This is a genomic window from Cedecea sp. (assembly GCF_036500665.1).
GTDB lineage: Bacteria > Pseudomonadota > Gammaproteobacteria > Enterobacterales > Enterobacteriaceae > Cedecea.
On the sequence record NZ_DASYBS010000113.1, the window covers coordinates 82,489 to 108,534 of the forward strand.

At 54.1% G+C, this 26,046-nt stretch carries 22 protein-coding genes; 21 read left to right on the top strand and 1 reads right to left on the bottom strand.

All coding sequences use genetic code 11. The features are described from left to right. The first annotated feature begins 395 nt into the window (after positions 1-395). The 19 genes from ilvI to lpxC all read left to right on the top strand — a co-directional run bounded on the left by ilvI (position 396) and on the right by lpxC (position 22,218). Positions 396-2,120: an acetolactate synthase 3 large subunit gene (gene ilvI, locus VGM55_RS19350; protein ID WP_154187179.1), complete on the top strand. Its 1,725-nt coding sequence runs from the start codon at positions 396-398 to the stop codon at positions 2,118-2,120. A 2-nt stretch (positions 2,121-2,122) separates the two neighbouring features. Then, complete coding sequence (gene ilvN / locus VGM55_RS19355) at positions 2,123-2,614, top strand: acetolactate synthase small subunit (RefSeq protein WP_039300404.1); 492 nt, start codon at positions 2,123-2,125, stop codon at positions 2,612-2,614. A gap of 176 nt (positions 2,615-2,790) precedes the next feature. Then, the gene (gene cra, locus VGM55_RS19360; RefSeq protein WP_331636380.1) at positions 2,791-3,795 is read left to right on the top strand and encodes a catabolite repressor/activator; all 1,005 of its coding nucleotides are present in this window, start codon (positions 2,791-2,793) and stop codon (positions 3,793-3,795) included. Positions 3,796-4,358: 563 nt separating this feature from the next. Next, positions 4,359-4,817, top strand: coding sequence for a division/cell wall cluster transcriptional repressor MraZ (mraZ, locus tag VGM55_RS19365; protein ID WP_154187180.1), 459 nt, complete (start codon positions 4,359-4,361; stop codon positions 4,815-4,817). A 2-nt stretch (positions 4,818-4,819) separates the two neighbouring features. Beyond that, positions 4,820-5,761, top strand: coding sequence for a 16S rRNA (cytosine(1402)-N(4))-methyltransferase RsmH (gene rsmH, locus VGM55_RS19370; protein ID WP_154187181.1), 942 nt, complete (start codon positions 4,820-4,822; stop codon positions 5,759-5,761). Continuing rightward, complete coding sequence (ftsL, locus tag VGM55_RS19375) at positions 5,758-6,120, top strand: cell division protein FtsL (protein WP_154187182.1); 363 nt, start codon at positions 5,758-5,760, stop codon at positions 6,118-6,120. The genes rsmH and ftsL overlap by 4 nt, the downstream gene beginning before the upstream one ends. 15 nt (positions 6,121-6,135) lie before the next feature. Next, positions 6,136-7,902: a peptidoglycan glycosyltransferase FtsI gene (locus tag VGM55_RS19380; RefSeq protein WP_154187273.1), complete on the top strand. Its 1,767-nt coding sequence runs from the start codon at positions 6,136-6,138 to the stop codon at positions 7,900-7,902. Beyond that, on the top strand, positions 7,889-9,376 hold the full coding sequence (murE, locus tag VGM55_RS19385; RefSeq protein ID WP_331636382.1) for a UDP-N-acetylmuramoyl-L-alanyl-D-glutamate--2,6-diaminopimelate ligase: 1,488 nt from the start codon (positions 7,889-7,891) through the stop codon (positions 9,374-9,376). The genes VGM55_RS19380 and murE overlap by 14 nt, the downstream gene beginning before the upstream one ends. Continuing rightward, complete coding sequence (gene murF / locus VGM55_RS19390) at positions 9,373-10,731, top strand: UDP-N-acetylmuramoyl-tripeptide--D-alanyl-D-alanine ligase (protein ID WP_331636383.1); 1,359 nt, start codon at positions 9,373-9,375, stop codon at positions 10,729-10,731. The genes murE and murF overlap by 4 nt, the downstream gene beginning before the upstream one ends. Then, a complete protein-coding gene (gene mraY / locus VGM55_RS19395) occupies positions 10,725-11,807 on the top strand; it encodes a phospho-N-acetylmuramoyl-pentapeptide-transferase (protein ID WP_154187184.1) in 1,083 nt (360 codons plus the stop codon). Before murF ends, mraY begins: the two co-directional genes overlap by 7 nt. A 2-nt stretch (positions 11,808-11,809) precedes the next feature. Next, positions 11,810-13,126, top strand: coding sequence for a UDP-N-acetylmuramoyl-L-alanine--D-glutamate ligase (gene murD / locus VGM55_RS19400; protein ID WP_154187185.1), 1,317 nt, complete (start codon positions 11,810-11,812; stop codon positions 13,124-13,126). Then, positions 13,126-14,370, top strand: a complete 1,245-nt coding sequence (ftsW, locus tag VGM55_RS19405; protein ID WP_154187186.1) for a cell division protein FtsW — start codon at positions 13,126-13,128, stop codon at positions 14,368-14,370. The genes murD and ftsW overlap by 1 nt, the downstream gene beginning before the upstream one ends. Beyond that, positions 14,367-15,434 (top strand): undecaprenyldiphospho-muramoylpentapeptide beta-N-acetylglucosaminyltransferase, encoded by a 1,068-nt coding sequence (murG, locus tag VGM55_RS19410; protein WP_154187187.1) that lies wholly within the window; start codon positions 14,367-14,369, stop codon positions 15,432-15,434. The genes ftsW and murG overlap by 4 nt, the downstream gene beginning before the upstream one ends. A 70-nt stretch (positions 15,435-15,504) precedes the next feature. Further along, positions 15,505-16,980 carry a UDP-N-acetylmuramate--L-alanine ligase gene (gene murC / locus VGM55_RS19415; protein ID WP_154187188.1) on the top strand — a complete coding sequence of 492 codons (1,476 nt, stop codon included), beginning with the start codon at positions 15,505-15,507 and terminating at the stop codon, positions 16,978-16,980. After that, positions 16,973-17,893, top strand: a complete 921-nt coding sequence (locus tag VGM55_RS19420) for a D-alanine--D-alanine ligase (protein WP_154187189.1) — start codon at positions 16,973-16,975, stop codon at positions 17,891-17,893. The genes murC and VGM55_RS19420 overlap by 8 nt, the downstream gene beginning before the upstream one ends. Before the next feature lies 1 nt (position 17,894). After that, positions 17,895-18,731 (top strand): cell division protein FtsQ, encoded by an 837-nt coding sequence (ftsQ, locus tag VGM55_RS19425; protein ID WP_154187190.1) that lies wholly within the window; start codon positions 17,895-17,897, stop codon positions 18,729-18,731. Continuing rightward, on the top strand, positions 18,728-19,984 hold the full coding sequence (gene ftsA, locus VGM55_RS19430) for a cell division protein FtsA (RefSeq protein WP_008461798.1): 1,257 nt from the start codon (positions 18,728-18,730) through the stop codon (positions 19,982-19,984). Before ftsQ ends, ftsA begins: the two co-directional genes overlap by 4 nt. 63 nt (positions 19,985-20,047) lie before the next feature. Then, positions 20,048-21,199: a cell division protein FtsZ gene (ftsZ, locus tag VGM55_RS19435; RefSeq protein ID WP_008461800.1), complete on the top strand. Its 1,152-nt coding sequence runs from the start codon at positions 20,048-20,050 to the stop codon at positions 21,197-21,199. 101 nt (positions 21,200-21,300) lie between these two features. After that, positions 21,301-22,218 carry a UDP-3-O-acyl-N-acetylglucosamine deacetylase gene (gene lpxC, locus VGM55_RS19440; RefSeq protein WP_331636384.1) on the top strand — a complete coding sequence of 306 codons (918 nt, stop codon included), beginning with the start codon at positions 21,301-21,303 and terminating at the stop codon, positions 22,216-22,218. Between the two features lie 8 nt (positions 22,219-22,226). On the opposite strand, the gene VGM55_RS19445 is transcribed toward lpxC, so the two are convergent. Further along, the gene (locus tag VGM55_RS19445) at positions 22,227-22,742 is read right to left on the bottom strand and encodes a DUF721 domain-containing protein (protein ID WP_154187191.1); all 516 of its coding nucleotides are present in this window, start codon (positions 22,740-22,742) and stop codon (positions 22,227-22,229) included. A 22-nt stretch (positions 22,743-22,764) separates the two neighbouring features. Between VGM55_RS19445 and secM the strand changes: the two genes are divergently transcribed. Together secM and secA are read left to right on the top strand one after the other, a co-directional pair. Beyond that, the gene (gene secM, locus VGM55_RS19450; protein ID WP_331636386.1) at positions 22,765-23,271 is read left to right on the top strand and encodes a secA translation cis-regulator SecM; all 507 of its coding nucleotides are present in this window, start codon (positions 22,765-22,767) and stop codon (positions 23,269-23,271) included. A 63-nt stretch (positions 23,272-23,334) separates the two neighbouring features. Beyond that, entirely contained in the window at positions 23,335-26,040 is a 2,706-nt protein-coding gene (secA, locus tag VGM55_RS19455; RefSeq protein ID WP_331636387.1) for a preprotein translocase subunit SecA, read from the top strand. The last annotated feature ends 6 nt before the right edge of the window (positions 26,041-26,046 follow it).

Here is a 26,046-nt window from a genome sequence, read left to right on the forward strand (position 1 = left end):
ATTTTTTACTTACGGGCTTAAACAGCCCGATTTTTCTATTTTTATCATAAAAGGCAGTGTTTTGTACTTTAGCATTTTCTGATCTTCCCTTCCTGACAGCGTCACAATGCTAAATTAATGCATAACGCGCTGTATTTATCTGCATCTTTGACATATTCGTAAATAACCACCCTCTATATTCAGTTGATAGCTCCGTGATGTGCGGCTTTTTTAGCTGAGAGGGGAAATTCTTACCGCCGGGTTGCCCCGGCGGAGAATTGCCTGACTCATTTTGAGCGGTTATGTTAATGCGCTAAACCTATAAAAACGATACAGGCAGAGACACAACCTGTCGAAATGACGGCGCGGAAATGACTTCTGCGTGCGGTCGCAAACGTGAGCCTGGAGGCAAAACCATGGAGATGTTGTCAGGAGCCGAGATGGTCGTCCGATCGTTAATCGATCAGGGCGTTAAGCAGGTATTCGGCTACCCGGGAGGTGCGGTTCTCGATATTTACGACGCGCTTCATACTATGGGTGGGATTGATCATGTGCTGGTGCGCCACGAGCAGGCCGCAGTGCATATGGCGGACGGTCTTGCTCGTGCTACGGGTGAGACGGGCGTTGTGCTGGTGACTTCAGGTCCTGGTGCTACAAATGCCATTACCGGCATCGCAACCGCCTACATGGACTCTATTCCTATGGTGGTGCTATCCGGGCAGGTTGCAACATCTTTGATTGGCTATGATGCCTTTCAGGAGTGCGATATGGTCGGTATCTCCCGTCCTGTCGTTAAGCACAGCTTCCTGGTAAAGCAAGTTGAAGACATTCCGGGGATCATCAAAAAAGCCTTCTGGCTTGCCTCCAGTGGCCGTCCAGGGCCCGTTGTTGTCGATTTGCCAAAAGATATCATGAGTCCGCTGAACAAGCTGCCGTATGCCTGGCCAGAAGCCGTTAGTATGCGTTCTTACAACCCAACGACTCAGGGACATAAAGGGCAAATCAAGCGCGCATTGCAAACCCTGATGGCGGCTAAAAAGCCGGTGATGTACGTTGGCGGGGGCGCTATCAACTCGGCGTGCCACGCTGAACTGCGGGCTCTCGCAGAGAAGCTCAATATTCCGGTCGTCTCTTCATTAATGGGGTTGGGGGCATTCCCGGCTACGCATCGTCAGGCCCTCGGTATGCTTGGCATGCATGGCACCTACGAAGCGAATATGACGATGCATCATTCCGACGTTATTTTTGCCGTCGGCGTACGCTTTGATGACCGTACTACCAACAACCTCGCGAAGTATTGCCCAAACGCTACTGTGCTGCACATTGATATCGATCCGACCTCTATATCCAAAACTGTCGCAGCGGATATTCCGATTGTGGGTGATGCGCATCAGGTCCTGACTCAAATGCTGGAGCTGCTTGTTCAGGAAGACGCGCAGCAATCAGGTGATGAGATCCGGGACTGGTGGCAACACATTGAGCAATGGCGTGCCCGCCATTGCCTTGAATTTGATCGCAGCAGCGCGGCGATCAAGCCACAGGCGGTGATTGAAGCCGCTTATCGGCTGACGAACGGTGATGCGTATGTGACTTCCGATGTGGGTCAGCATCAGATGTTTGCCGCGCTCTACTATCCGTTTGATAAGCCACGCCGTTGGATAAACTCCGGTGGGCTTGGCACGATGGGTTTTGGTCTTCCAGCGGCGCTTGGTGTGAAGATGGCATTACCGGATGAGACGGTAATTTGCGTCACCGGTGATGGCAGTATTCAGATGAATATTCAGGAGCTTTCCACCGCGCTGCAGTATGGCCTGTCAGTGCTGGTACTTAACCTTAATAACCGTTATCTCGGCATGGTGAAGCAGTGGCAGGATATGATTTACTCAGGCCGCCACTCGCAATCTTACATGGAGTCATTGCCGGACTTTGTTCGTCTGGCAGAGGCTTATGGCCATGTGGGAATCAGCATCACGAAGCCAGAGGAACTGGAAAGTAAACTTGCATTGGCGCTGGAAACCGTACGCGGTGGCCGCCTGGTGTTTGTTGATGTCACGGTTGATGGTACTGAACACGTTTATCCGATGCAGATTCGCGGCGGCGGAATGGATGAAATGTGGCTAAGCAAAACGGAGAGAACTTGATTATGCGCCGGATATTATCAGTCTTACTGGAAAATGAATCGGGCGCGCTGTCCCGAGTCATTGGCCTGTTCTCCCAGCGTGGCTACAACATTGAAAGCCTTACCGTTGCCCCAACGGATGACCCAACGCTTTCCCGCATGACCATTCAGACTGTTGGTGATGAGAAGGTGCTGGAGCAGATTGAGAAGCAGCTGCATAAGCTGGTGGATGTATTGCGCGTAAGCGAGCTGGGGCAGGGGGCGTACGTCGAGCGTGAAATTATGCTGGTGAAAGTGCAGGCCAGCGGATACGGGCGTGAAGAGGTGAAACGTAGCGCGGAGATTTTCCGCGGGCAAATAATCGACGTAACGCCAACGCTCTATACCGTTCAGCTCGCAGGGACCAGCGATAAACTCAACGCATTCCTTGATACCATCCGTGACGTCGCGAAAATAGTCGAAGTCGCGCGCTCAGGGATTGTTGGCGTTTCGCGCGGTGATAAGATTATGCGCTAGCCATGAATGTGATCTAATTCACACGCCCGGTAAACACTGCCGGGCTTTTTTTTGCAATTAAGGAAACAACTCCCCGCAAAAGCGGTTGCCGGAGTTATTATTCTGCGCTTAGATGTTAATGTTGTTAACCATGGCCAGGGTATGGTTATGGATCACCTGGAGAGTAAGGGGCTACAGTGAAATTGGATGAAATCGCGCGCCTGGCGGGAGTGTCTCGCACCACGGCGAGCTACGTCATCAACGGAAAAGCAAAACAGTATCGCGTTAGCGATAAAACCGTTGAGAAAGTTATGGCGGTGGTACGCGAGCATAACTACCACCCGAATGCGGTGGCCGCAGGGCTACGCGCAGGACGCACGCGTTCTATTGGGCTGGTGATCCCTGACCTGGAAAACACCAGCTACACCCGTATAGCAAATTACCTTGAACGTCAGGCCCGGCAGCGCGGCTACCAGCTTCTGATTGCTTGTTCTGAGGATCAGCCTGACAACGAAATGCGCTGTATTGAACATCTTCTGCAGCGGCAGGTTGATGCCATTATAGTGTCTACTTCCTTACCGCCGGAACATCCCTTTTATCAGCGTTGGGCAAACGATTCGTTCCCGATTATTGCGCTCGATCGTGCGTTAGACCGTGAACATTTCACCAGCGTTGTCGGTGCCGATCAGGACGACGCAGAAATGCTGGCTGAAGAACTGCGGAAATTCCCGGGTGAAAATATCCTTTACCTCGGTGCGTTACCCGAGCTGTCCGTCAGCTTCCTGCGCGAACAAGGATTCCGCACTGCCTGGAAAGATGATCCTCGCACCGTTAATTATCTCTACGCCAACAGCTATGAGCGTGAAGCTGCCGCTCAGCTTTTTGAAAAATGGCTGGAAACACATGAAATGCCGGATGCGCTGTACACGACCTCCTTCGCGTTACTGCAGGGTGTCATGGACGTAACGTTGCGTCGCCAGGGGCGGTTACCTTCAGAGCTGGCAATCGCAACCTTTGGTGACAACGAGCTGTTAGATTTCTTGCAATGCCCGGTACTGGCGGTGGCGCAGCGTCATCGTGATGTGGCGGAGCGAGTGCTTGAGCTGGTTCTTGCAAGCCTCGACGAACCGCGCAAGCCTAAGCCCGGGTTAACCCGAATCCGCAGGAACCTTTATCGTCGCGGCAGCTTAAGTCGTTACTGACTAAGCGAGCATACTTAGACGCTTAAAGTTAATTGAGATTTTTCCCGTATATTTACCCTTATTTTTTAAGGCAATTAATTACGCGGGAAAAATCTGGCAAAAAACCCACCATCGCTAAATAAATTTCTTCTCTGTATTATTTTGTTACACACCAGCAGATAAGAAATGTTGGATTATTAATCATTCGCGGCTTCTCTTTGTTTCTTCCGGACCCTAAGCCAGCGCCAGACGGGCATCTGGCGCTGTTAACCCGCACAGAAATACCTTAAAATGCCGACCGCGTCGCAAACTGCGTACTTAATATTTTCCAGAACAAGTATTCAGTCGTTTTAACGCTGTTGATGTTTATTGGTCTTTTTCTTTCAAATATTCATAACGTTAATTTTTGCCTCGCTAATGCGGGCTTTTTCACGCCAGCCATTTATCAATCGCTTAGGCGCGGGAATTTATTCCTGTAAGCGGCCTGGCTGGCTTGACAAGGTTTTCCTCCCCTCCGTAAACTCCTTTATGTGGGAATTTGTGGGTTAAAGTGGTGAAATGGGTCATTAAAGGGTGAGGCTGGCATGTTCCGTGGGGCAACGTTAGTCAATCTCGACAGCAAGGGGCGGCTCGCCGTACCTACCCGTTACCGGGAAAAGCTGATCGAAACCTCCGAAGGTCAGATGGTTTGTACCATCGACATCCATCACCCCTGCCTGCTGCTTTATACCGTTCCCGAGTGGGAAATCATTGAACAAAAGCTTGCCCGTCTGTCGAGCATGAACCCCGCAGAGCGCCGCGTGCAGCGGCTGTTATTGGGGCATGCCAGTGAATGTCAGATGGACAGCGCCGGGCGTTTGCTGCTGGCACCCGTTTTACGTCAGCACGCCGGGCTTACCAAAGAAGTAATGCTGGTCGGGCAGTTCAATAAGTTTGAGCTGTGGGATGAAACGACCTGGCATCAACAGGTCAGGGAAGATATCGACGCTGAGCAGGGTTCGACTAACACCTTGTCGGATCGTCTGCAGGACTTGTCACTTTAGACATGATGGAAAATTTTAAACACACAACGGTGCTGCTGGATGAGGCTGTTAACGGCCTGAATATTCGTCCTGACGGCATCTACATTGATGGCACTTTTGGTCGCGGTGGCCACTCTCGCCTGATTCTTTCCCAGCTTGGGGAGCAGGGGCGTTTGTTGGCGATCGATCGCGACCCGCAGGCGATTGCCGCAGCTGCTGCTATTGATGATCCACGCTTCTCCATCATTCATGGCCCATTCTCTGCGCTGGCAGATTATGCACGCGAGCGTGAACTGGACGGTAAGATCGACGGTATCTTGTTGGATCTTGGCGTTTCTTCGCCTCAGTTGGATGACGCGGAACGCGGTTTTTCGTTTATGCGGGATGGACCGCTGGATATGCGTATGGATCCAACGCGTGGCCAATCCGCAGCGCAATGGTTAATGACCGCTGAAGAAGCCGATATTGCCTGGGTTATTAAAACCTTCGGTGAAGAACGCTTTGGTAAGCGCATTGCACGCGCCATCGTTGAGCGTAACCGCGAAGAGCCGATGACGCGTACCAAAGAGCTGGCGGCGGTCGTATCTGCCGCTATGCCGGTAAAAGATAAATTTAAACACCCGGCCACCCGTACGTTCCAGGCTATTCGTATCTGGATCAACAGCGAACTGGATGAAATTGAAAAAGCGTTAAACGGCTCGTTGGAAGCATTGGCGGTTGGCGGTCGTTTATCGATCATTAGCTTCCATTCTCTGGAAGATCGCATCGTTAAGCGTTTTATGCGTGAAAAGAGTCGTGGTCCACAGGTTCCGGCAGGAATACCTATGACGGAAATGCAGCTGAATAAGCTGGGCGGTCGCCAGCTTAAAGCGCTCGGCAAAATGATGCCTGGTGAAGAAGAAGTCGCGGAAAACCCGCGCGCCCGTAGTTCTGTTTTGCGTATTGCAGAGAGGACTAACGCATGATCAACCGAGTGACAGAAACCCTTAGCAGAGTCACGCAGCTCGGTAGTAATGAGCGCCATGCTCTACCCGGCGTGATCGGCGGCGATCTTTTGCGCCACGGGAAACTGGCACTTTGTTTGTTCACCGCGATTATTATCACCGCCGTTTCTGTGGTAACCACGGCGCACCACACCCGCCTGCTGACCGCGCAACGTGAGCAGATGGTACTCGAACGTGACGCGCTGGATATTGAATGGCGCAACCTGATTCTTGAAGAAAACGCGCTCGGCGATCATAGCCGGGTGGAGCGGATCGCGACGGAAAAGCTGCAGTTGCAGCATGTCGATCCATCGCAGGAAAACATCGTAGTTCAGCAATAAGGAATAATGCGACAGATGAGAGCAGCGGCAAAAACGCTTAAACCAAAACGTCAGGAAGAACAGGCCAACTTTGTCAGTTGGCGTTTTGCGTTGCTCTGCGGTTGCATTCTGTTGGCGTTAACTTTCCTGCTGGGCCGTGTGGCTTGGCTGCAAATCATCAGTCCGGACATGCTGGTGCGCCAGGGTGATATGCGCTCCCTGCGCGTACAGGAAGTTTCTACTTCACGCGGCATGATAAGCGATCGCGCCGGCCGCCCGTTGGCGGTTAGCGTGCCGGTAAATGCCGTGTGGGCCGATCCTAAAGAGTTACACGATGCCGGCGGTGTGACGCTGGACAACCGCTGGAAGGCGTTAGCCGATGCGCTGAAAATGCCTCTCGACCAGCTCTCTTCCCGCGTGAACAGTAATCCAAGTGGGCGGTTTATTTATCTCGCTCGCCAGATTAACCCGGATATCGGCGATTACATCAAGAAGCTTAAACTTCCGGGTATTCATTTGCGGCAGGAATCTCGCCGCTACTATCCCTCAGGCGAAGTAACCGCTCACCTCATTGGTTTTACCAACGTCGATAGCGAAGGGATCGAGGGGGTGGAAAAAAGCTTTGATAAATGGCTCACCGGCCAGCCTGGGGAGCGCATTGTGCGTAAAGACCGCTTCGGGCGCGTTATCGAAGACATTTCCTCTACCGACAGCCAGGCCGCTCATAACCTGGCTTTGAGCATTGATGAGCGTTTGCAAGCGCTGGTTTATCGCGAGCTGAATAACGCTGTCGCTTTTAACAAAGCGGAATCCGGCAGCGCCGTGCTGGTGGATGTAAATACCGGTGAAGTATTGGCGATGGCCAATAGCCCGTCCTATAACCCGAATAATCTGACCGGTACGGCAAAAGACGTGATGCGTAACCGCGCCATTACCGACATTTTTGAACCGGGTTCCACCGTGAAGCCAATGGTGGTGATGACCGCGCTGCAGCGTGGCGTGGTACAGGAAAATACCGTGCTTAACACCGTGCCGTTCCGCATCAATGGTCATGAGATCAAAGATGTTGGGCGCTACAACGAATTGACTCTTACCGGAGTGCTACAGAAGTCGAGTAACGTCGGTGTATCTAAACTGGCGTTAGCGATGCCCTCCTCAGCGTTAGTAGATACTTACTCTCGTTTTGGACTGGGAAAAGCGACCAATTTGGGGTTGGTCGGGGAACGCAGTGGCTTATATCCTCAAAAACAACGGTGGTCTGACATAGAGAGGGCCACCTTCTCTTTCGGCTACGGGCTAATGGTAACCCCGTTACAGTTAGCGCGAGTCTACGCGACGATTGGCAGCTATGGCATTTATCGCCCGCTGTCGATCACCAAAGTTGATCCGCCGGTTCCCGGCGAACGCATCTTTGCCGAATCAACCGTTCGTACCGTGCTCCACATGATGGAAAGCGTGGCGCTGCCCGGCGGCGGTGGGGTGAAGGCGGCAATTAAGGGCTATCGAATTGCCATTAAAACCGGTACCGCGAAGAAAGTCGGGCCGGATGGAAAATATATCAATAAATATATTGCTTACACCGCAGGCGTTGCGCCAGCCAGCAATCCTCGTTTTGCGCTGGTAGTGGTGATCAACGATCCACAGGCCGGTAAATATTACGGTGGTGCCATCTCTGCACCCGTGTTCGGTGCCATTATGGGCGGCGTGCTGCGCACCATGAACATCGAGCCGGATGCGTTGGCAACCGGTGAAAAAAGCGAATTTGTAATTAATCAGAAAGAGGCATCAGGTGGCAGATCGTAATTTGAATGACCTTCTTGCTCCGTGGGTAGCTGGGCTACCCGCGAGAGCGCTACGAGAGATGACACTCGACAGCCGCGTGGCGGCTGCGGGCGATCTTTTTGTGGCCGTGGTCGGTCATCAGGCGGACGGGCGTCGTTATATCCCACAGGCGATAGCACAGGGTGTGGCTGCCGTGATCGCAGAAGCGGACGGTGAAGCTGAAGATGGTGAAATCCGCGAGATGCATGGCGTTCCGGTCATTTACCTTAGCCAGCTGCACCAGCGGCTGTCTGCGCTGGCCGGTCGTTTCTATCATCAGCCTTCTGAGGCGTTACGCCTGGTCGGCGTTACCGGTACCAACGGAAAAACCACAACCACTCAGCTGTTGGCGCAATGGGCGCAATTGCTGGGTGAAATCAGCGCCGTGATGGGTACCGTGGGTAACGGCCTGCTCGGGCAGGTTGTGCCGACAGAAAATACTACGGGCTCTGCGGTAGACGTACAGCACGTATTGGCGAGCCTGAAGGCTCAAGGCGCAACCTTTGGCGCGATGGAAGTTTCATCTCACGGCCTGGTTCAACATCGCGTAGCGGCGCTGAAGTTTGCCGCGTCTGTGTTCACTAATTTAAGTCGCGATCACCTTGATTATCATGGTGATATGGCTAACTACGAAGCTGCCAAATGGCTGCTGTTCTCCGAACATGACTGTGGTCAGGCGATCATTAACGCCGATGATGAAGTCGGCCATCGCTGGCTTGCGCGTTTGCCGGATGCTGTTGCCGTCACGATGCAAAATAACCTCGAGCCGGGCAGACATGGCCGCTGGCTGAAAGCTGACGAAGTGATTTATCACGACGGCGGGGCGACTATCCGCTTCAGCTCATCGTGGGGCGAAGGTGAAATTGAAAGCCGCCTGATGGGGGCGTTTAACGTTAGCAACCTGCTGCTGGCTCTGGCAACGCTGCTGGCGTTGGGCTACCCGCTCGACGAATTAATTCAAACCGGTTCACGCCTCCAGCCGGTTTGTGGCCGCATGGAAGTGTTCAGCGTCGCTGGCAAACCTACCGTGGTAGTGGATTATGCCCACACGCCGGATGCGCTGGAAAAAGCCCTGCAGGCTGCTCGTCTGCACTGCTCCGGCAAGCTTTGGTGTGTGTTTGGCTGTGGCGGCGATCGCGATAAAGGTAAACGGCCAATCATGGGCGGTATTGCTGAGCAATACGCCGATGTGGTGGTGGTGACCGATGACAACCCACGCACCGAAGAACCGAAGGCTATCGTCGAAGATATCCTGACCGGAATGCTGGACGCAGGTCGTGTACACGTGGTGCTGGGGCGCGCTGAAGCGGTAACCAACGCCATCATGCAGGCGAAAGAGAATGACGTGGTCCTGGTGGCTGGTAAAGGTCATGAGGATTATCAGATTGTCGGTAATCGTCGTCTCGATTACTCCGATCGCGTGACGGCCGCTCGCCTGTTGGGAGTCGTCGCATGATTCGCGTCTCCCTGAAGCAACTAGAGTCCATTCTCAATGGCAAGCTGCACGGCGCTGATGCGGACATTATTGATGTTACGACTGACACTCGTAAGCTGACCGCTGGTTGCCTGTTTGTGGCGCTGAAAGGCGAGCGTTTTGACGCCCATAACTTTGCCGCCGATGCGGTTAAAGGCGGGGCTGGCGCATTACTGGTCAGCCGCAAGCTGGATATTGATGTTCCACAACTGGTGGTTGCGGATACCCGCCTTGCTTTTGGCGAGCTGGGCGCATGGGTTCGCCAGCAGGTGCCAACTCGCGTTGTGGCATTGACCGGCTCTTCAGGCAAAACCTCGGTGAAGGAAATGGCTGCATCGATTCTGCGCCAGTGCGGTAATACGCTTTATACCGCAGGAAACCTGAATAACGACATCGGCGTGCCGATGACGTTGCTGCGCCTGACGCCGGAATATGATTTTGCCGTTATCGAGCTGGGTGCTAACCATCAGGGTGAAATTGCCTGGACCGTAGGGTTGACCCGCCCGGAAGCGGCGTTGGTCAACAACCTGGCTGCGGCACATCTCGAAGGTTTTGGTTCGCTGGCCGGCGTGGCGAAAGCGAAGGGAGAGATCTTTACCGGCCTTGCGGCTAATGGTATTGCCATCTTTAATGCAGATAACAATGACTGGCTGAACTGGAAGACGATCGTTGGCGATCGAAAAACCTGGCGTTTTTCCCCGAATGCGGCCGGGAGCGATTTTACCGCAACGAATATCCATATTACTGCCCACGGCACGGAGTTCACGTTGCGCACGCCGCAGGGCGATGTAGACGTTGTGTTGCCGCTGCCAGGACGCCATAACATTGCTAACTCGCTGGCGGCGACCGCGCTGGCGATGGCCGTTGGCGCGACGCTTGAAGCGGTCAAAGCGGGCCTGTCGGAGCTGAAAGCCGTTCCGGGTCGCCTGTTCCCTATCCAGCTTGCAGAGAACCAACTCCTGCTGGACGACAGCTACAACGCTAACGTGGGTTCGATGACTGCGGCGGCGCAGGTGTTGTCAGAGATGCCGGGCTACCGTGTCATGGTGGTTGGCGATATGGGCGAGCTGGGCGAGGAAGCTGAAGCTTGCCATCGTCAGGTAGGCGAGGCAGCTAAAGCCGCAGGTATCGACCGTGTACTGAGCGTGGGAGCATTAAGCAAAACGCTCAGTAGCGCATCAGAAGTTGGTGAACATTTTACCGATAAACAGGCCGTGGTTGCGCGTTTGAAAGCGCTGATTGCGGAACATTCAATATTAACCATTTTGGTGAAAGGTTCACGTAGTGCGGCCATGGAAGAGGTGGTTCGCGCATTACAGGAGAAACAAGCATGCTAGTGTGGCTGGCCGAACATTTGGTCAAATATTATTCCGGCTTTAACGTCTTTTCCTATCTGACGTTTCGCGCCATTGTCAGCCTGCTGACCGCTCTGTTTATCTCCCTGTGGATGGGACCACGGATGATTGCGCGTTTACAGCAACTCTCCTTCGGGCAGGTTGTACGTAACGATGGCCCTGAGTCGCACTTCAGCAAGAAAGGGACGCCAACAATGGGCGGGATTATGATCCTGACCGCCATTGTCGTGTCGGTGCTGATGTGGGCTTATCCGTCAAACCCTTATGTCTGGTGCGTGCTGTTCGTGCTGATAGGTTTCGGGATCGTTGGCTTCGTCGATGACTACCGCAAAGTGGTACGTAAGGATACCAAAGGGCTGATCGCGCGTTGGAAATACTTCTGGATGTCGGTGATTGCGTTGCTGGTTGCCTTCACGATGTATGCTGCCGGAAAAGGCACGCCTGCGACTGAGTTGGTGGTACCGTTCTTTAAGGACGTGATGCCGCAGCTTGGCCTGTTCTATGTGCTGCTCGCGTATTTCGTGATAGTCGGTACCGGTAACGCGGTAAACCTGACCGATGGCCTTGATGGCCTGGCGATTATGCCGACCGTATTTGTGGCCGCGGGTTTTGCGCTGGTGGCGTGGGCGACCGGTAACATGAACTTCGCAGGTTACCTGCATATTCCTTACCTGCGCCATGCGGGGGAACTGGTTATCGTCTGTACGGCCATTGTCGGCGCGGGTTTAGGCTTCCTGTGGTTCAACACCTATCCGGCACAGGTCTTTATGGGCGACGTGGGCTCTCTGGCTCTCGGCGGTGCGCTGGGAACTATCGCGGTACTGCTGCGTCAGGAATTCCTGCTGGTGATTATGGGTGGCGTATTCGTCGTTGAAACCCTGTCGGTTATCCTGCAGGTCGGCTCGTTCAAGCTGCGCGGGCAGCGCATTTTCCGCATGGCGCCGATTCACCACCACTATGAATTGAAAGGCTGGCCGGAGCCGCGCGTTATCGTGCGCTTCTGGATTATTTCGCTGATGCTGGTCCTGATTGGTCTGGCAACGCTGAAGGTTCGTTAACTATGGCAGATTACCAGGGTAAACAAGTCGTTATCATTGGGTTAGGCCTGACCGGCCTGTCATGCGTGGATTTCTTCCTGGCACGCGGCGTAACGCCGCGGGTCATGGATACGCGTGTCTCCCCACCTGGTCTTGATAAGCTGCCTGAGAACGTTGAACGCCATACCGGCTCATTAAATGAAGACTGGCTGCTGGCGGCGGATTTGATTATTGCAAGCCCCGGCGTGGCGCTGGCGACACCGGCCTTAAGCGCAGCGGCTGACGCTGGCGTCGAGATTATTGGCGATATTGAACTGTTTTGCCGTGAAGCGCAGGCGCCTGTGGTGGCGATTACCGGCTCTAACGGCAAAAGCACGGTCACCACTCTCGTTGGCGAGATGGCGAAGGCCGCGGGCGTAAACGTTGGGGTAGGGGGCAATATTGGTCTGCCGGCGCTGATGCTGCTGGATAAAGGGCATGAGCTCTATGTGCTTGAACTCTCGAGCTTCCAGCTGGAAACCACCCACAGCCTGAAAGCGGCAGCCGCTACTGTGCTGAACGTGACAGAGGATCATATGGATCGCTATCCGTTTGGTATTCAGCAGTATCGGGCTGCAAAACTGAGCATCTATGAAAATGCCAAAGTCTGTGTAGTGAATGCGGATGATGCTTTGACCATGCCGGTACGCGGTGCGGACGAACGCTGCATCAGCTTCGGCGTGGATGTGGGTGATTACCACCTTAATCGCCAGCAGGGTGATACCTTGCTGCGGGTAAAAGGGGAGAAGATCCTCAATACCAAAGAGATGAAGCTGGTTGGGCAGCACAACTATACCAACGCGCTGGCAGCGCTGGCGCTGGCGGATGCGGTGAAGTTACCTCGTTCAACCAGTCTGAAAGCGCTGACGACCTATACCGGTCTGGCACACCGCTTCCAGCTGGCCTGGGAGCATAACGGCGTGCGCTGGATTAACGACTCGAAAGCGACCAACGTTGGCAGTACGGAAGCGGCGCTGAACGGCTTGCATGTCGAGGGTGTTTTGCACCTGCTGCTGGGCGGTGATGGCAAATCTGCCGATTTCTCATCGCTTGCTCGTTACCTGCAGGGCGATCGTGTTCGTCTGTACTGCTTTGGCCGCGACGGCGCAGAGCTTGCCGGACTGCGTCCAGAGATTGCGGATCAAACTGAAACCCTGGAACAGGCGATGAAGCTAGCGGCCGGACGTGTTCAGCCTGGCGATATGGTGCTGCTTTCTCCGGCCTGCGCCAGCCTCGATCAGTTCAAAAACTTTGAACAGCGCGGCGATAGGTTTACTCAACTTGCGAAGGAGTTGGGCTGATGCGTTTATCTCTCCCTCGCCTGCGCGTACCTCGTATTCCGGGATTCGGTATCCTGGCTTGGGTCGCCGCGGCGTTAAAAGGGTGGGTAATGGGCTCCCGCGAGGCCGATGCCAACAGCATGGTGCTCTATGACCGTACGCTGCTGTGGCTGACGCTCGGCCTGGCGGCGATCGGCTTTATTATGGTGACTTCGGCGTCAATGCCAGTAGGGCAGCGCCTGGCAAACGATCCCTTCCTGTTCGCGAAGCGTGACGGGTTGTACATCATTGTTGCGTTTGCGCTGGCGATGGTGACGCTCCGATTGCCTATGGATTTCTGGCAACGTCATAGTACGGCAATGCTGCTGGCGTCGATTGTCATGCTGTTGATCGTACTGGTAGTGGGGAGTTCGGTTAACGGGGCATCACGCTGGATTGCCTTCGGCCCGTTGCGTATTCAGCCTGCTGAGTTTTCCAAGCTGTCGCTGTTCTGCTATCTCGCAAACTACCTGGTGCGTAAGGTTGATGAAGTCCGTAATAACCTGCGCGGCTTCCTGAAGCCAATGGGCGTGATTCTTGTCATGGCCGTTCTGCTGCTTGCCCAGCCGGACCTTGGCACCGTGGTTGTGCTGTTTGTCACCACCCTGGCGATGCTGTTCCTGGCGGGGGCGAAACTGTGGCAGTTCATTGCGATTATCGGCATGGGGATCTCGGCGGTTATCCTGCTGATCCTCGCTGAGCCGTACCGTATTCGCCGCGTAACGTCGTTCTGGAACCCGTGGGAAGATCCGTTCGGCAGTGGCTACCAGCTAACGCAATCACTCATGGCTTTCGGGCGCGGTGAATTGTGGGGGCAGGGGCTCGGGAATTCAGTACAGAAACTGGAATATCTGCCCGAAGCGCATACTGACTTTATCTTCTCGATCATCGGCGAGGAGCTGGGATATATCGGTGTGGTACTCGCGCTTTTGATGGTATTCTTCGTCGCTTTTCGCGCGATGTCTATCGGCAAACGTGCGCTGGAACTGGATCAGCGTTTCTCCGGTTTCCTGGCATGCTCTATCGGGATTTGGTTTAGCTTCCAGGCGTTGGTTAACGTTGGGGCTGCGGCGGGTATGTTACCAACCAAAGGTCTGACGCTGCCGCTTATCAGTTACGGTGGTTCCAGCCTGTTGATTATGTCCACGGCGATCATGCTGTTGTTGAGAATAGATTATGAAACGCGTCTGGCTAAAGCGCAGGCGTTTACACGGAGCGCCAAATGACGGGCAAAGCGAAGCGGTTGATGGTGATGGCGGGCGGTACCGGCGGGCACGTATTCCCCGGGCTGGCCGTTGCTCATCATCTTCAGGCTGAAGGATGGGATATACGGTGGCTAGGTACCGCAGACCGTATGGAAGCCGATCTGGTGCCGAAACACGGTATTGAGATCGACTTTATTCGCATTTCAGGCCTTCGCGGCAAGGGCGTAAAAGCTTTGTTACTGGCTCCGCTGCGTATTTTTAATGCCTGGCGTCAGGCTCGCGCCATCATGAAGGCGTGGAAGCCGGATGTGGTACTGGGTATGGGCGGCTATGTTTCCGGGCCGGGTGGCCTTGCCGCCTGGTCATTGGGCATTCCCGTTGTGCTGCATGAGCAAAACGGGATTGCCGGGCTGACGAACAAATGGTTAGCGAAGATCGCAACCAAAGTGATGCAAGCGTTCCCCGGCGCATTCCCTAAGGCCGACGTTGTTGGTAACCCGGTGCGTACCGATGTGCTTGCATTACCGCTGCCGCAGGTTCGTTTTGCCGGACGTGAAGGGCCGGTGCGTGTACTGGTCGTGGGAGGCTCTCAGGGAGCTCGCGTCCTGAATCAAACAATACCGCAGGTTGCCGGGCGCCTCGGCGAGGCGGTGACTATCTGGCATCAAACCGGAAAAGGCGGCCTGGCGGTAGTGCAGCAGGCTTATGCTGAAGTGGGCCAGCCGCAGCATAAAGTCACCGAATTTATTGATGACATGGCGGCAGCCTATGCATGGGCTGACGTTGTGGTTTGCCGCTCCGGAGCGTTAACCGTGAGTGAGATCGCGGCGGCGGGATTACCTGCGCTGTTTGTTCCGTTCCAGCATAAAGACCGACAGCAGTACTGGAATGCGTTGCCGCTGGAGCAGGTCGGCGCCGCGAAAATACTGGAGCAGCCGCAGTTTACCGTGGATGCGGCTACCCGTATCCTGGCCGGATGGGACAGAGCAACGCTGCTGGCGATGGCCGAGCGAGCACGTGCTGCTTCCATCCCTGATGCCACCGAGCGTGTAGCAAATGAAGTCAGCGCCGCAGCGCGCGCGTAATACTTGTGGGAGGCGAATTGCCCCCCGTAAATTTGATGTAATGGCGGCATGCCGCTTGCAGGTTTAGAGAATGAATACACAACAACTGGCGAAACTGCGTTCAATCGTGCCCGAGATGCGTCGCGTCCGGCACATTCACTTTGTTGGCATCGGCGGCGCCGGTATGGGCGGTATTGCCGAAGTATTAGCTAACGAAGGCTACCAGATCAGCGGTTCCGATCTGGCTCCGAACCCGGTCACGCAGCAGTTGTCGGCACTCGGTGCCACGATTTATTTCAACCACCGTCCGGAAAACGTGCGTGACGCAAGCGTCGTGGTGGTTTCCACGGCTATCTCTGCGGACAACCCGGAGATTGTTGCGGCTCATGAGGCGCGTATCCCGGTGATTCGTCGCGCTGAAATGCTGGCTGAACTGATGCGCTTTCGCCACGGTATTGCTGTTGCCGGTACGCACGGTAAAACCACGACTACGGCGATGGTTTCCAGCATTTATGCGGAAGCGGGTCTGGATCCAACGTTTGTTAACGGCGGCCTGGTGAAAGCGGCTGGCGTGCATGCCCGTTTGGGGCACAGCCGTTATTTGATTGCAGAAGCCGACGAAAGCGATGCATCGTTCCTGCATTTGCAGCCGATGGTCTCGATTGTCACCAATATCGAAGCCGATCATATGGATACCTACCAGGGCGACTTCGAAAATTTAAAGCAGACGTTTATTAATTTTCTGCATAATTTGCCGTTTTATGGTCGAGCAGTGATGTGTGTCGACGACCCGGTAATTCGTGAGCTACTACCGCGCGTTGGTCGTCAGACCACCACTTACGGTTTCAGCGACGACGCGGACGTGCGCGTTGAGAATTACCAGCAGAAGGGCGCGCAGGGATTTTTTACTATCGTTCGGCACGACAGGCCTGAGATGCATGTGGTGCTGAATGCGCCTGGCCGCCATAACGCCCTGAATGCGGCGGCGGCGGTTGCAGTCGCAACAGAAGAAGGTATTGAAGACGAGGCTATTTTACGTGCGCTGGAAAGCTTCCAGGGGACCGGCCGTCGTTTCGACTTCCTGGGCGAATATCCCCTGGCGTCAGTAAACGGGAAGGCGGGTACCGCCATGCTGGTGGACGACTATGGCCACCACCCAACGGAAGTGGATGCCACGATTAAAGCAGCACGTGCGGGCTGGCCAGATAAGAATCTGGTGATGATTTTCCAGCCGCACCGTTATACGCGCACGCGCGATCTGTATGACGATTTTGCCGGTGTACTGTCTCAGGTAGATTCTCTGGTGATGCTGGAAGTTTATCCTGCTGGCGAAGCACCCATTCCGGGGGCCGATAGCCGCTCTTTATGCCGAACTATTCGTGGCCGTGGCAAGGTTGATCCTATTTTGGTTTCCGATCACGGTGAAGTGGCGGAAATTTTGGCACCTGTATTGACGGGAAATGATTTGATTCTCGTTCAAGGTGCCGGGAATATCGGCAAAATCGCCCGAAACCTGGCTGAAATCAAACTGCAGCCTCAAACTAAAGAGGAGGGGCGTCATGGCTGATAAGATCGCCGTTCTTCTTGGCGGCACCTCCGCCGAACGTGAGGTTTCTCTGCAATCGGGCAGCGCGGTGCTGGCCGGGTTAAAAGAAGCGGGTATTGATGCTCACGCATTCGATCCGCACAATCAGTCAGTGCTCGAGTTGAAGGCTCAGGGCTTTGATAAAGTCTTTATCGCGCTGCACGGTCGCGGCGGGGAAGACGGGACACTACAGGGGCTGCTGGAGTTTCTGGAACTGCCCTATACCGGCAGTGGCGTAATGGCTTCGGCGATCACCATGGATAAACTGCGCAGCAAGCTGCTGTGGCAGGGCGCAGATTTACCCATCGCGCCATGGGTTGCTCTACATCGTCGTGACTTCGCGACGGGCCTTACGGATGCGCTGGTTGAACGTGTTGCTGCGTTGGGGTTACCGGTTATCGTCAAGCCCAGCCGCGAAGGGTCCAGCGTGGGGATGTCGAAGGTTGATAGCGCTGATGCGCTGCCTGCGGCGCTGGAACGTGCGTTTGAACATGATGAAGAAGTGCTGGTTGAGAAGTGGTTGAGCGGCCCCGAGTTCACGGTAGCGATTTTAGGTGAGGAAATTTTACCGTCTATTCGTATCCAACCCGCTGGAACCTTCTATGATTATGAAGCGAAGTATCTCTCTGATGAAACTCAATATTTCTGCCCGAGTGGATTAATTGAGCAAAGAGAGCAGGAATTGCAGGCATTAGTTCTGCAGGCGTGGCAGGTTCTGGGCTGCAGTGGCTGGGGGCGGGTAGACGTTATGCTGGACAGCGACGGGCAGTTTTACCTGTTGGAAGTGAACACTTCACCGGGGATGACCAGCCATAGTCTGGTGCCGATGGCGGCTCGCCAGGCGGGAATGAGTTTCTCGCAGCTGGTTGTACGTATTCTGGAACTGGCGGACTGATATGTCGCAGGCTGCACTGAACGCGCGCAATCGTGCCGAAGAAAATACCAGTTCGCGACGCAGTAACGGGTCTCGTCTGGCGGGAATGGTGTTCTTGTGCGCGGTACTGTTAAGCGTGTTTATCGGCGGTTGGATTGTGGTGGGCTGGATGGAAGACGCCCAGCGTTTACCGCTCTCCAGGCTGGTGGTAACCGGGGAACGGCACTACACGCGTAATGATGATATTCGCCAGTCGATTCTGGCTCTGGGGCCACCGGGCACCTTCATGACCCAGGATGTGAATATCATCCAACAGCAGATAGAACGTTTGCCGTGGATCAAGCAAGCAAGCGTTAGAAAGCAGTGGCCGGACGAATTGAAGATTCATCTGGTTGAATATGTGCCGATAGCACGCTGGAATGACCAGCATATGGTTGACGCTGAGGGAAATTCCTTCAGCGTACCAGCAGAACGCACCAGCAAGCAGACTTTACCGATGCTCTCCGGTCCGGAAGGCAGCGAAAATGAAGTTCTGCAAGGTTACCGTGACATGGGGCTGGTGCTGGCAAAGGATAAGTTTACCTTGAAACAGGCGGCTATGACCGCCCGCCGTTCCTGGCAGTTGACGCTGAATAACGGGATTAAGCTCAACCTTGGACGGGGCGATACGATGAAACGTCTGGATCGTTTTGTAGAACTGTACCCGGTTCTGCAGCAGCAGGCGCAGGCTGATAACAAACGGATCAGTTATGTCGACCTGCGATACGATTCAGGCGCCGCGGTAGGTTGGGAGGCTCTTCCTCCTCCGGTACCTAATCCGAATCAGCAACAGAATCAGGCACAGGCAGAACAACAATGATCAAGGCGACGGACAGAAAACTGGTAGTTGGACTGGAGATTGGCACCGCTAAGGTTGCCGCTTTAGTAGGGGAAGTTCTGCCCGACGGTATGGTCAATATTATTGGCGTGGGCAGCTGCCCATCGCGTGGTATGGACAAAGGCGGGGTAAACGACCTCGAATCGGTAGTAAAGTGCGTTCAACGTGCGATTGACCAGGCTGAATTGATGGCAGACTGCCAGATCTCATCTGTTTATCTGGCGCTGTCGGGCAAGCACATCAGCTGCCAAAACGAGATAGGCATGGTGCCTATTTCGGAAGAGGAAGTGACGCAGGAAGATGTGGAAAATGTGGTGCATACGGCAAAATCAGTGCGTGTTCGTGATGAACACCGCGTTCTGCATGTGATTCCGCAGGAATACGCTATTGATTACCAGGAAGGGATCAAAAATCCGGTCGGTCTGTCCGGCGTCCGTATGCAGGCGAAAGTGCATTTGATTACCTGCCATAACGATATGGCGAAAAACATCGTTAAAGCGGTTGAACGTTGTGGTCTAAAAGTTGACCAATTAATTTTTGCCGGTCTGGCCGCGAGCTATGCGGTACTGACCGAAGATGAACGCGAGCTAGGTGTCTGTGTTGTGGATATCGGCGGTGGTACTATGGATATGGCGGTTTATACCGGCGGTGCGTTGCGCCACACCAAAGTTATCCCTTATGCGGGGAACGTGGTGACCAGTGATATCGCCTACGCCTTCGGTACGCCACCGAGTGATGCAGAAGCCATTAAAGTACGCCACGGTTGTGCGCTGGGTTCTATCGTCGGGAAAGATGAAAATGTTGAAGTCCCGAGCGTAGGTGGACGTCCACCACGTAGCCTGCAGCGTCAGACGCTGGCTGAGGTCATTGAGCCGCGCTATACCGAGTTGCTTAACTTGGTTAACGAAGAGATTTTGCAGCTACAGGAACAGCTTCGCCAGCAGGGTGTTAAACATCATCTGGCGGCGGGGATTGTCTTAACCGGCGGCGCGGCACAAATTGAAGGCCTGGCAGCCTGTGCTCAGCGCGTGTTCCATACGCAGGTGCGTATTGGTCAGCCGTTGAATATTACTGGCCTTACTGACTATGCCCAGGAGTCATATTACTCCACCGCAGTAGGCTTGCTGCACTACGGGAAGGAGTCACATCTCAGTGGTGAGGCGGAAGTGGAAAAAAGGACCTCGGTTGGTTCGTGGTTTAAGCGACTCAATAGCTGGCTGAGAAAAGAATTTTAATTTTTATAAGAGACCGGAGACAATTAGCGGTCTCAGGCGACAGGCACAAAACGGAGAGAAACTATGTTTGAACCTATGGAACTGACCAACGACGCGGTGATTAAAGTCATCGGCGTCGGCGGCGGCGGCGGTAATGCCGTTGAACACATGGTGCGCGAGCGCATCGAAGGCGTTGAATTCTTTGCGGTGAATACCGATGCTCAGGCGTTGCGCAAAACCGCAGTAGGCCAGACGATCCAGATTGGTAATGGCATTACCAAAGGTTTGGGCGCTGGAGCAAATCCTGAAGTTGGCCGTAATGCTGCGGAAGAAGATCGCGAAGCGTTGCGTGCAGCCCTGGATGGCGCAGACATGGTGTTTATCGCAGCAGGCATGGGCGGTGGTACCGGCACGGGCGCTGCTCCTGTGGTCGCTGAAGTAGCCAAAGATTTAGGTATTCTGACCGTTGCCGTTGTGACCAAGCCTTTCAACTTTGAAGGCAAAAAGCGCATGGCGTTCGCCGAGCAGGGTATCGCTGAGCTGTCCAAGCACGTTGACTCCCTTATCACTATCCCGAACGACAAGCTGTTGAAAGTGCTGGGCCGTGGTATCTCTCTGCTCGACGCGTTCGGCGCGGCAAACGACGTACTGAAAGGCGCTGTGCAGGGTATCGCCGAGCTGATCACCCGCCCTGGCCTGATGAACGTTGACTTCGCGGACGTACGTACCGTGATGTCTGAAATGGGCTACGCCATGATGGGCTCTGGCGTTGCCAGCGGCGAAGACCGCGCGGAAGAAGCTGCAGAAATGGCTATCTCCAGCCCACTGCTGGAAGATATTGACCTGTCTGGCGCTCGTGGCGTGCTGGTTAACATCACCGCTGGCTTCGACCTGCGCCTGGATGAGTTCGAAACCGTGGGTAACACCATTCGTGCTTTCGCATCCGATAACGCAACTGTGGTTATCGGTACTTCTCTGGACCCAGAGATGAACGACGAACTGCGTGTTACCGTTGTTGCAACAGGTATTGGCATGGACAAACGTCCAGAGATTACCCTGGTGACTAACAAGCAGGTACAGCAGCCGGTGATGGATCGCTACCAGCAGCACGGTATGGCTCCGCTGACGCAAGAGCAAAAGCCGGCCGCTAAAGTGGTTAACGACAATACACCGCAGACGGCGAAAGAGCCTGATTATCTGGATATTCCAGCGTTCCTGCGTAAGCAAGCTGATTAAGAATAAACCGGAAGTTGGGAATATTCGCTCTTTGTGCTAAACTGGCCTGCCGTTAGTGATATACACTCTCGGCTAGCTTAGTAATTTGGCGGGATTATACGATGATCAAACAAAGGACACTTAAACGTATCGTTCAGGCGACTGGCGTCGGTTTGCATACCGGCAAGAAAGTCACGCTGACGCTGCGCCCTGCGCCGGCAAATACCGGGGTCATCTATCGTCGCACCGACTTGAATCCTCCGGTAGATTTTCCGGCTGATGCCAAATCCGTGCGGGATACCATGCTCTGTACTTGTCTGGTAAACGAGCATGATGTACGGATTTCTACCGTAGAGCACCTCAACGCTGCCCTGGCAGGGCTGGGCATCGACAACATCGTTATTGAAGTTGATGCGCCAGAAATTCCTATCATGGACGGCAGTGCGGCGCCGTTTGTCTATCTGCTGCTTGATGCAGGGATTGACGAGCTGAACTCGGCCAAGAAATTTATACGTCTTAAAGAGACGGTTCGCGTGGAAGATGGCGATAAATGGGCTGAAATGTCACCGTTTAATGGTTTCTCGTTGGATTTTACCATCGACTTTAACCATCCGGCGATTGACGCAAGCACCCAGCGCTACGCCATGAACTTCTCTGCTGAAGCATTTATGCGTCAGATTAGCCGTGCGCGTACCTTCGGTTTTATGCGTGATATCGAATATCTGCAGTCCCGCGGCCTGTGCCTGGGCGGCAGCTTCGATTGTGCCATCGTTGTTGACGATTATCGCGTATTGAACGAAGACGGCCTGCGTTTTGAAGACGAATTTGTTCGTCACAAAATGCTGGATGCCATCGGCGATCTGTTCATGTGCGGCCACAATATTATCGGCGCATTTACCGCCTTTAAATCTGGTCACGCGCTGAACAACAAACTGCTGCAGGCTGTTTTGGCTAAGCAGGAATCCTGGGAATGGGCGACCTTCGAAGATGAAGCCGAACTTCCGCTGGCGTTTAAAGCACCTAACCTGGTGCTGGCGTAACGCTTAAGCTACCTATTACGACTGGTTTTGCTGGTACCCTCTCCGGCCAGTGAAGCCAGTCGTTCTATCGTTGCTCTCAGTTTCTCCGGGCTACGCTTAGCCACTTCCCTTAATGCTTCCGCGCTTTGCTCGCTCAGCTGCCGATTCACTTCATATTTCTCCGTACCCGCCTGAGTGGTGTTTTCTTGTACTAATTCCTGCCCTTTTACCGCCAGCGATGGATTAATCCTGATGTCGATTGATGTCAATGATGGTAATATTTGGGCGCGTAATGCACTCAGTAGCGTGGCTTGTTCATAGCGTAGGCGCATTAGCCAGCTGGCATTTGCGGTTTCAAGGACGAGGATCCCCTGGCGAAAGTTGGCAACCCGACACCAGGGATGCAGTGGTGCAGGCAGAATGCCTTTCACTGCCCGGTTCAGTCGCAGCAGGGCAACGGCACGTTGCTGAACGTTCTGCAGCATGCTTTCCTGACCGGCATCGTCAAACAGAATTTCTAAGGATTGCGGGCGACTGTCGCGCATACATTAAGCTCCGGCGGAAAAAGTGATTGGTATTCTAAATCGTTGGCGACAATTTGGCAGACGTTATTTCTGGCCGCATCTCCTGTTGGGGATGGTCGCGGCGAGTTTTGGCATGCCTGCGCTCAACGGTAGCACAGAAACCGGTATTCCTGCAGAAGCCTCCGCCAGCCGCCACGATCCTGCGCGTCAGTTCCGGTTTGATAGCCTTGTTCAGCTACAGGAAAGCACGCGTCGTCCTTCCTTTAGTGTGGACTATTGGCACCAGCATGCAATTCGCACCGTTATTCGTCATCTTTCCTTCGCTATGGCGCCTCAGGCTTTGCCGGTGGCGCAGGAAAGTGTGCCGCTCCAGGCACAACACCTTGCTTTACTGGACACGCTCAACGCACTGCTGAACCAGGAAAGTAAACCCCCCGTTATTGTGCGCCTGACTTCGTTCCGGGAATCGCCAGCGGCTGAAGTATTCAGTACCGTTGTATGGATCCGTCAGGTGCAGGGCATCCGCGCCGGCCCGCTTTGCCTCAGCTAATCACTATTCCTGACTAACAACAATTTATTGACCGCACTGACGGCAGGCGTTTGAGAATTTATTATGCTAATCAAATTATTAACCAAAGTATTCGGTAGTCGTAACGATCGTACCCTGCGCCGTATGCGCAAAGTGGTGACCATGATTAACGGCATGGAACCACAGATGGAAAAGCTCACTGATGATGAGCTGAAGGCTAAAACCAATGAGTTCCGTGCTCGTCTGGAAAAGGGCGAAGTGCTGGAAAACCTGATCCCAGAGGCTTTTGCCGTTGTTCGTGAAGCGAGTAAGCGCGTATTTGGTATGCGCCACTTCGACGTGCAGCTGCTCGGCGGTATGGTTCTAAACGACCGCTGCATCGCGGAAATGCGTACCGGTGAAGGTAAAACCCTGACTGCAACGCTGCCAGCTTATCTGAACGCCCTGAGCGGTAAAGGTGTTCACGTTGTGACCGTGAACGACTATCTGGCGCAGCGTGACGCCGAAAACAACCGCCCACTGTTTGAGTATCTGGGCCTGAGCGTGGGTATCAACCTGCCGGGTATGCCTGCGCCAGCTAAGCGTGAAGCCTATGCCGCGGACATTACCTACGGCACCAACAACGAATACGGTTTTGACTACCTGCGTGACAACATGGCGTTCAGCCCCGAAGAGCGCGTTCAGCGTAAACTTCATTATGCGCTGGTGGATGAGGTTGACTCCATCCTGATCGATGAAGCACGTACTCCGCTGATCATCTCCGGCCCGGCTGAAGACAGCTCTGAGCTGTACAAGCGCGTAAACAAAATCATCCCACACCTGATGCGTCAGGAAAAAGAAGACTCCGACACCTTCCAGGGTGAAGGCCACTTCTCCGTAGATGAGAAGTCTCGCCAGGTTAACCTGACCGAACGTGGTCTGGTACTGATTGAAGAACTGCTGATGCAAGAAGGCATGATGGAAGAAGGTGAGTCTCTTTACTCACCGGCCAACATTATGCTGATGCACCACGTAACGGCGGCACTGCGCGCCCACGCGCTGTTCACCCGCGACGTTGACTACATCGTTAAAGATGGCGAAGTCATTATCGTTGACGAACATACCGGCCGTACCATGCAGGGGCGTCGCTGGTCCGACGGCCTTCACCAGGCCGTTGAAGCGAAAGAAGGCGTTGATATTCAGAACGAAAACCAGACGCTGGCTTCTATTACCTTCCAGAACTACTTCCGTCTTTACGAGAAGCTGGCCGGGATGACCGGTACGGCGGATACCGAAGCCTTCGAATTCAGCTCCATTTATAAGCTTGATACCATTGTGGTGCCAACCAACCGTCCGATGATCCGTAAAGACATGCCGGATCTGGTCTACATGACCGAGTTAGATAAAATTGGCGCTATTATCGAAGACATTAAAGAGCGTACCGCCAACGGCCAGCCGGTGCTGGTGGGGACCATTTCCATCGAGAAATCCGAAGTGGTTTCTCACGAGCTGACCAAAGCGGGTATCAAACACAATGTTCTGAACGCCAAATTCCACGCCAACGAAGCGGGTATCGTTGCTCAGGCGGGTTATCCTGCTGCGGTAACCATCGCTACTAACATGGCGGGTCGTGGTACGGATATCGTGCTGGGTGGCAGCTGGCAGGAAGAGATTGCCGAGCTGGAAAATCCAACGCCAGAGCAAATTGCCCAAATTAAAGCGGACTGGAAGGTTCGCCATGATGCGGTGCTGGCTTCGGGTGGTTTGCATATTATTGGTACCGAGCGCCACGAATCTCGTCGTATCGATAACCAGCTGCGTGGCCGTTCAGGTCGCCAGGGTGACGCCGGTTCATCCCGCTTCTACCTGTCCATGGAAGATGCGCTGATGCGTATCTTTGCCTCAGATCGCGTTTCCAACATGATGCGTAAGCTGGGCATGAAGCCGGGCGAAGCTATCGAACACCCGTGGGTGACCAAGGCAATAGCTAACGCACAGCGTAAGGTCGAAAGCCGTAACTTTGATATTCGTAAACAGCTGCTGGAATACGATGACGTTGCGAACGATCAGCGCCGTGCGATCTACACCCAGCGTAATGAGTTGCTCGACGTTAGCGACGTGAGCGAAACCATCGCCAGCATTCGTGAAGACGTCTTTAAGGTCACCATTGATGCGCATATCCCGCCTCAGTCTCTGGAAGAGATGTGGGACGTAGAAGGTCTGGAAGAGCGCCTGAAAAACGACTTCGACCTCGAGATGCCAATCAAAGAATGGCTGGATAAAGAGCCTGAACTGCATGAAGAAACGCTGCGTGAGCGTATTCTGCAGACGGCGATTGAGCTTTATCAGCGCAAAGAAGAAGTTGTCGGGGCTGAAATGATGCGCCACTTCGAAAAAGGCGTCATGCTGCAAACGCTGGATTCTCTGTGGAAAGAGCACCTGGCGGCGATGGACTACCTGCGTCAGGGTATTCACCTGCGTGGCTACGCGCAGAAAGATCCGAAGCAAGAATATAAGCGTGAGTCCTTCTCTATGTTTGCCGCGATGCTGGAGTCGCTGAAATATGAAGTGATCAGCACCCTGAGCAAAGTCCAGGTGCGCATGCCGGAAGAAGTGGAAGCGATGGAGCAGCAGCGTCGCGAAGAAGCTGAGCGTCTGGCACGTATGCAGCAGCTGAGCCACGTGGATGATGAAACCCAGGCTGCGCAGGCGCTGGCAGCAGAAACCGGCGATCGTAAAGTTGGGCGTAACGATCCTTGCCCATGCGGTTCCGGTAAAAAATACAAACAGTGCCATGGCCGTCTGAGCTAAGGTCTG

Excerpts from the sequence above, each read along its gene's own strand:
- rsmH (WP_154187181.1), top strand. The coding sequence starts at position 4,820 with ATGATGGAAAATTTTAAACACACAACGGTGCTGCTGGATGAGGCTGTT.
- murG (WP_154187187.1), top strand. The coding sequence starts at position 14,367 with ATGACGGGCAAAGCGAAGCGGTTGATGGTGATGGCGGGCGGTACCGGC.
- ftsW (WP_154187186.1), top strand. The coding sequence starts at position 13,126 with ATGCGTTTATCTCTCCCTCGCCTGCGCGTACCTCGTATTCCGGGATTC.
- VGM55_RS19380 (WP_154187273.1), top strand. The coding sequence starts at position 6,136 with ATGAGAGCAGCGGCAAAAACGCTTAAACCAAAACGTCAGGAAGAACAG.
- ftsA (WP_008461798.1), top strand. The coding sequence starts at position 18,728 with ATGATCAAGGCGACGGACAGAAAACTGGTAGTTGGACTGGAGATTGGC.
- lpxC (WP_331636384.1), top strand. The coding sequence starts at position 21,301 with ATGATCAAACAAAGGACACTTAAACGTATCGTTCAGGCGACTGGCGTC.
- secA (WP_331636387.1), top strand. The coding sequence starts at position 23,335 with ATGCTAATCAAATTATTAACCAAAGTATTCGGTAGTCGTAACGATCGT.
- murC (WP_154187188.1), top strand. The coding sequence starts at position 15,505 with ATGAATACACAACAACTGGCGAAACTGCGTTCAATCGTGCCCGAGATG.
- ftsQ (WP_154187190.1), top strand. The coding sequence starts at position 17,895 with ATGTCGCAGGCTGCACTGAACGCGCGCAATCGTGCCGAAGAAAATACC.
- ftsL (WP_154187182.1), top strand. The coding sequence starts at position 5,758 with ATGATCAACCGAGTGACAGAAACCCTTAGCAGAGTCACGCAGCTCGGT.
- ilvI (WP_154187179.1), top strand. The coding sequence starts at position 396 with ATGGAGATGTTGTCAGGAGCCGAGATGGTCGTCCGATCGTTAATCGAT.
- murD (WP_154187185.1), top strand. The coding sequence starts at position 11,810 with ATGGCAGATTACCAGGGTAAACAAGTCGTTATCATTGGGTTAGGCCTG.
- VGM55_RS19420 (WP_154187189.1), top strand. The coding sequence starts at position 16,973 with ATGGCTGATAAGATCGCCGTTCTTCTTGGCGGCACCTCCGCCGAACGT.
- VGM55_RS19445 (WP_154187191.1), bottom strand. The coding sequence starts at position 22,742 with ATGCGCGACAGTCGCCCGCAATCCTTAGAAATTCTGTTTGACGATGCC.
- murF (WP_331636383.1), top strand. The coding sequence starts at position 9,373 with ATGATTCGCGTCTCCCTGAAGCAACTAGAGTCCATTCTCAATGGCAAG.
- mraZ (WP_154187180.1), top strand. The coding sequence starts at position 4,359 with ATGTTCCGTGGGGCAACGTTAGTCAATCTCGACAGCAAGGGGCGGCTC.
- mraY (WP_154187184.1), top strand. The coding sequence starts at position 10,725 with ATGCTAGTGTGGCTGGCCGAACATTTGGTCAAATATTATTCCGGCTTT.
- ftsZ (WP_008461800.1), top strand. The coding sequence starts at position 20,048 with ATGTTTGAACCTATGGAACTGACCAACGACGCGGTGATTAAAGTCATC.
- ilvN (WP_039300404.1), top strand. The coding sequence starts at position 2,123 with ATGCGCCGGATATTATCAGTCTTACTGGAAAATGAATCGGGCGCGCTG.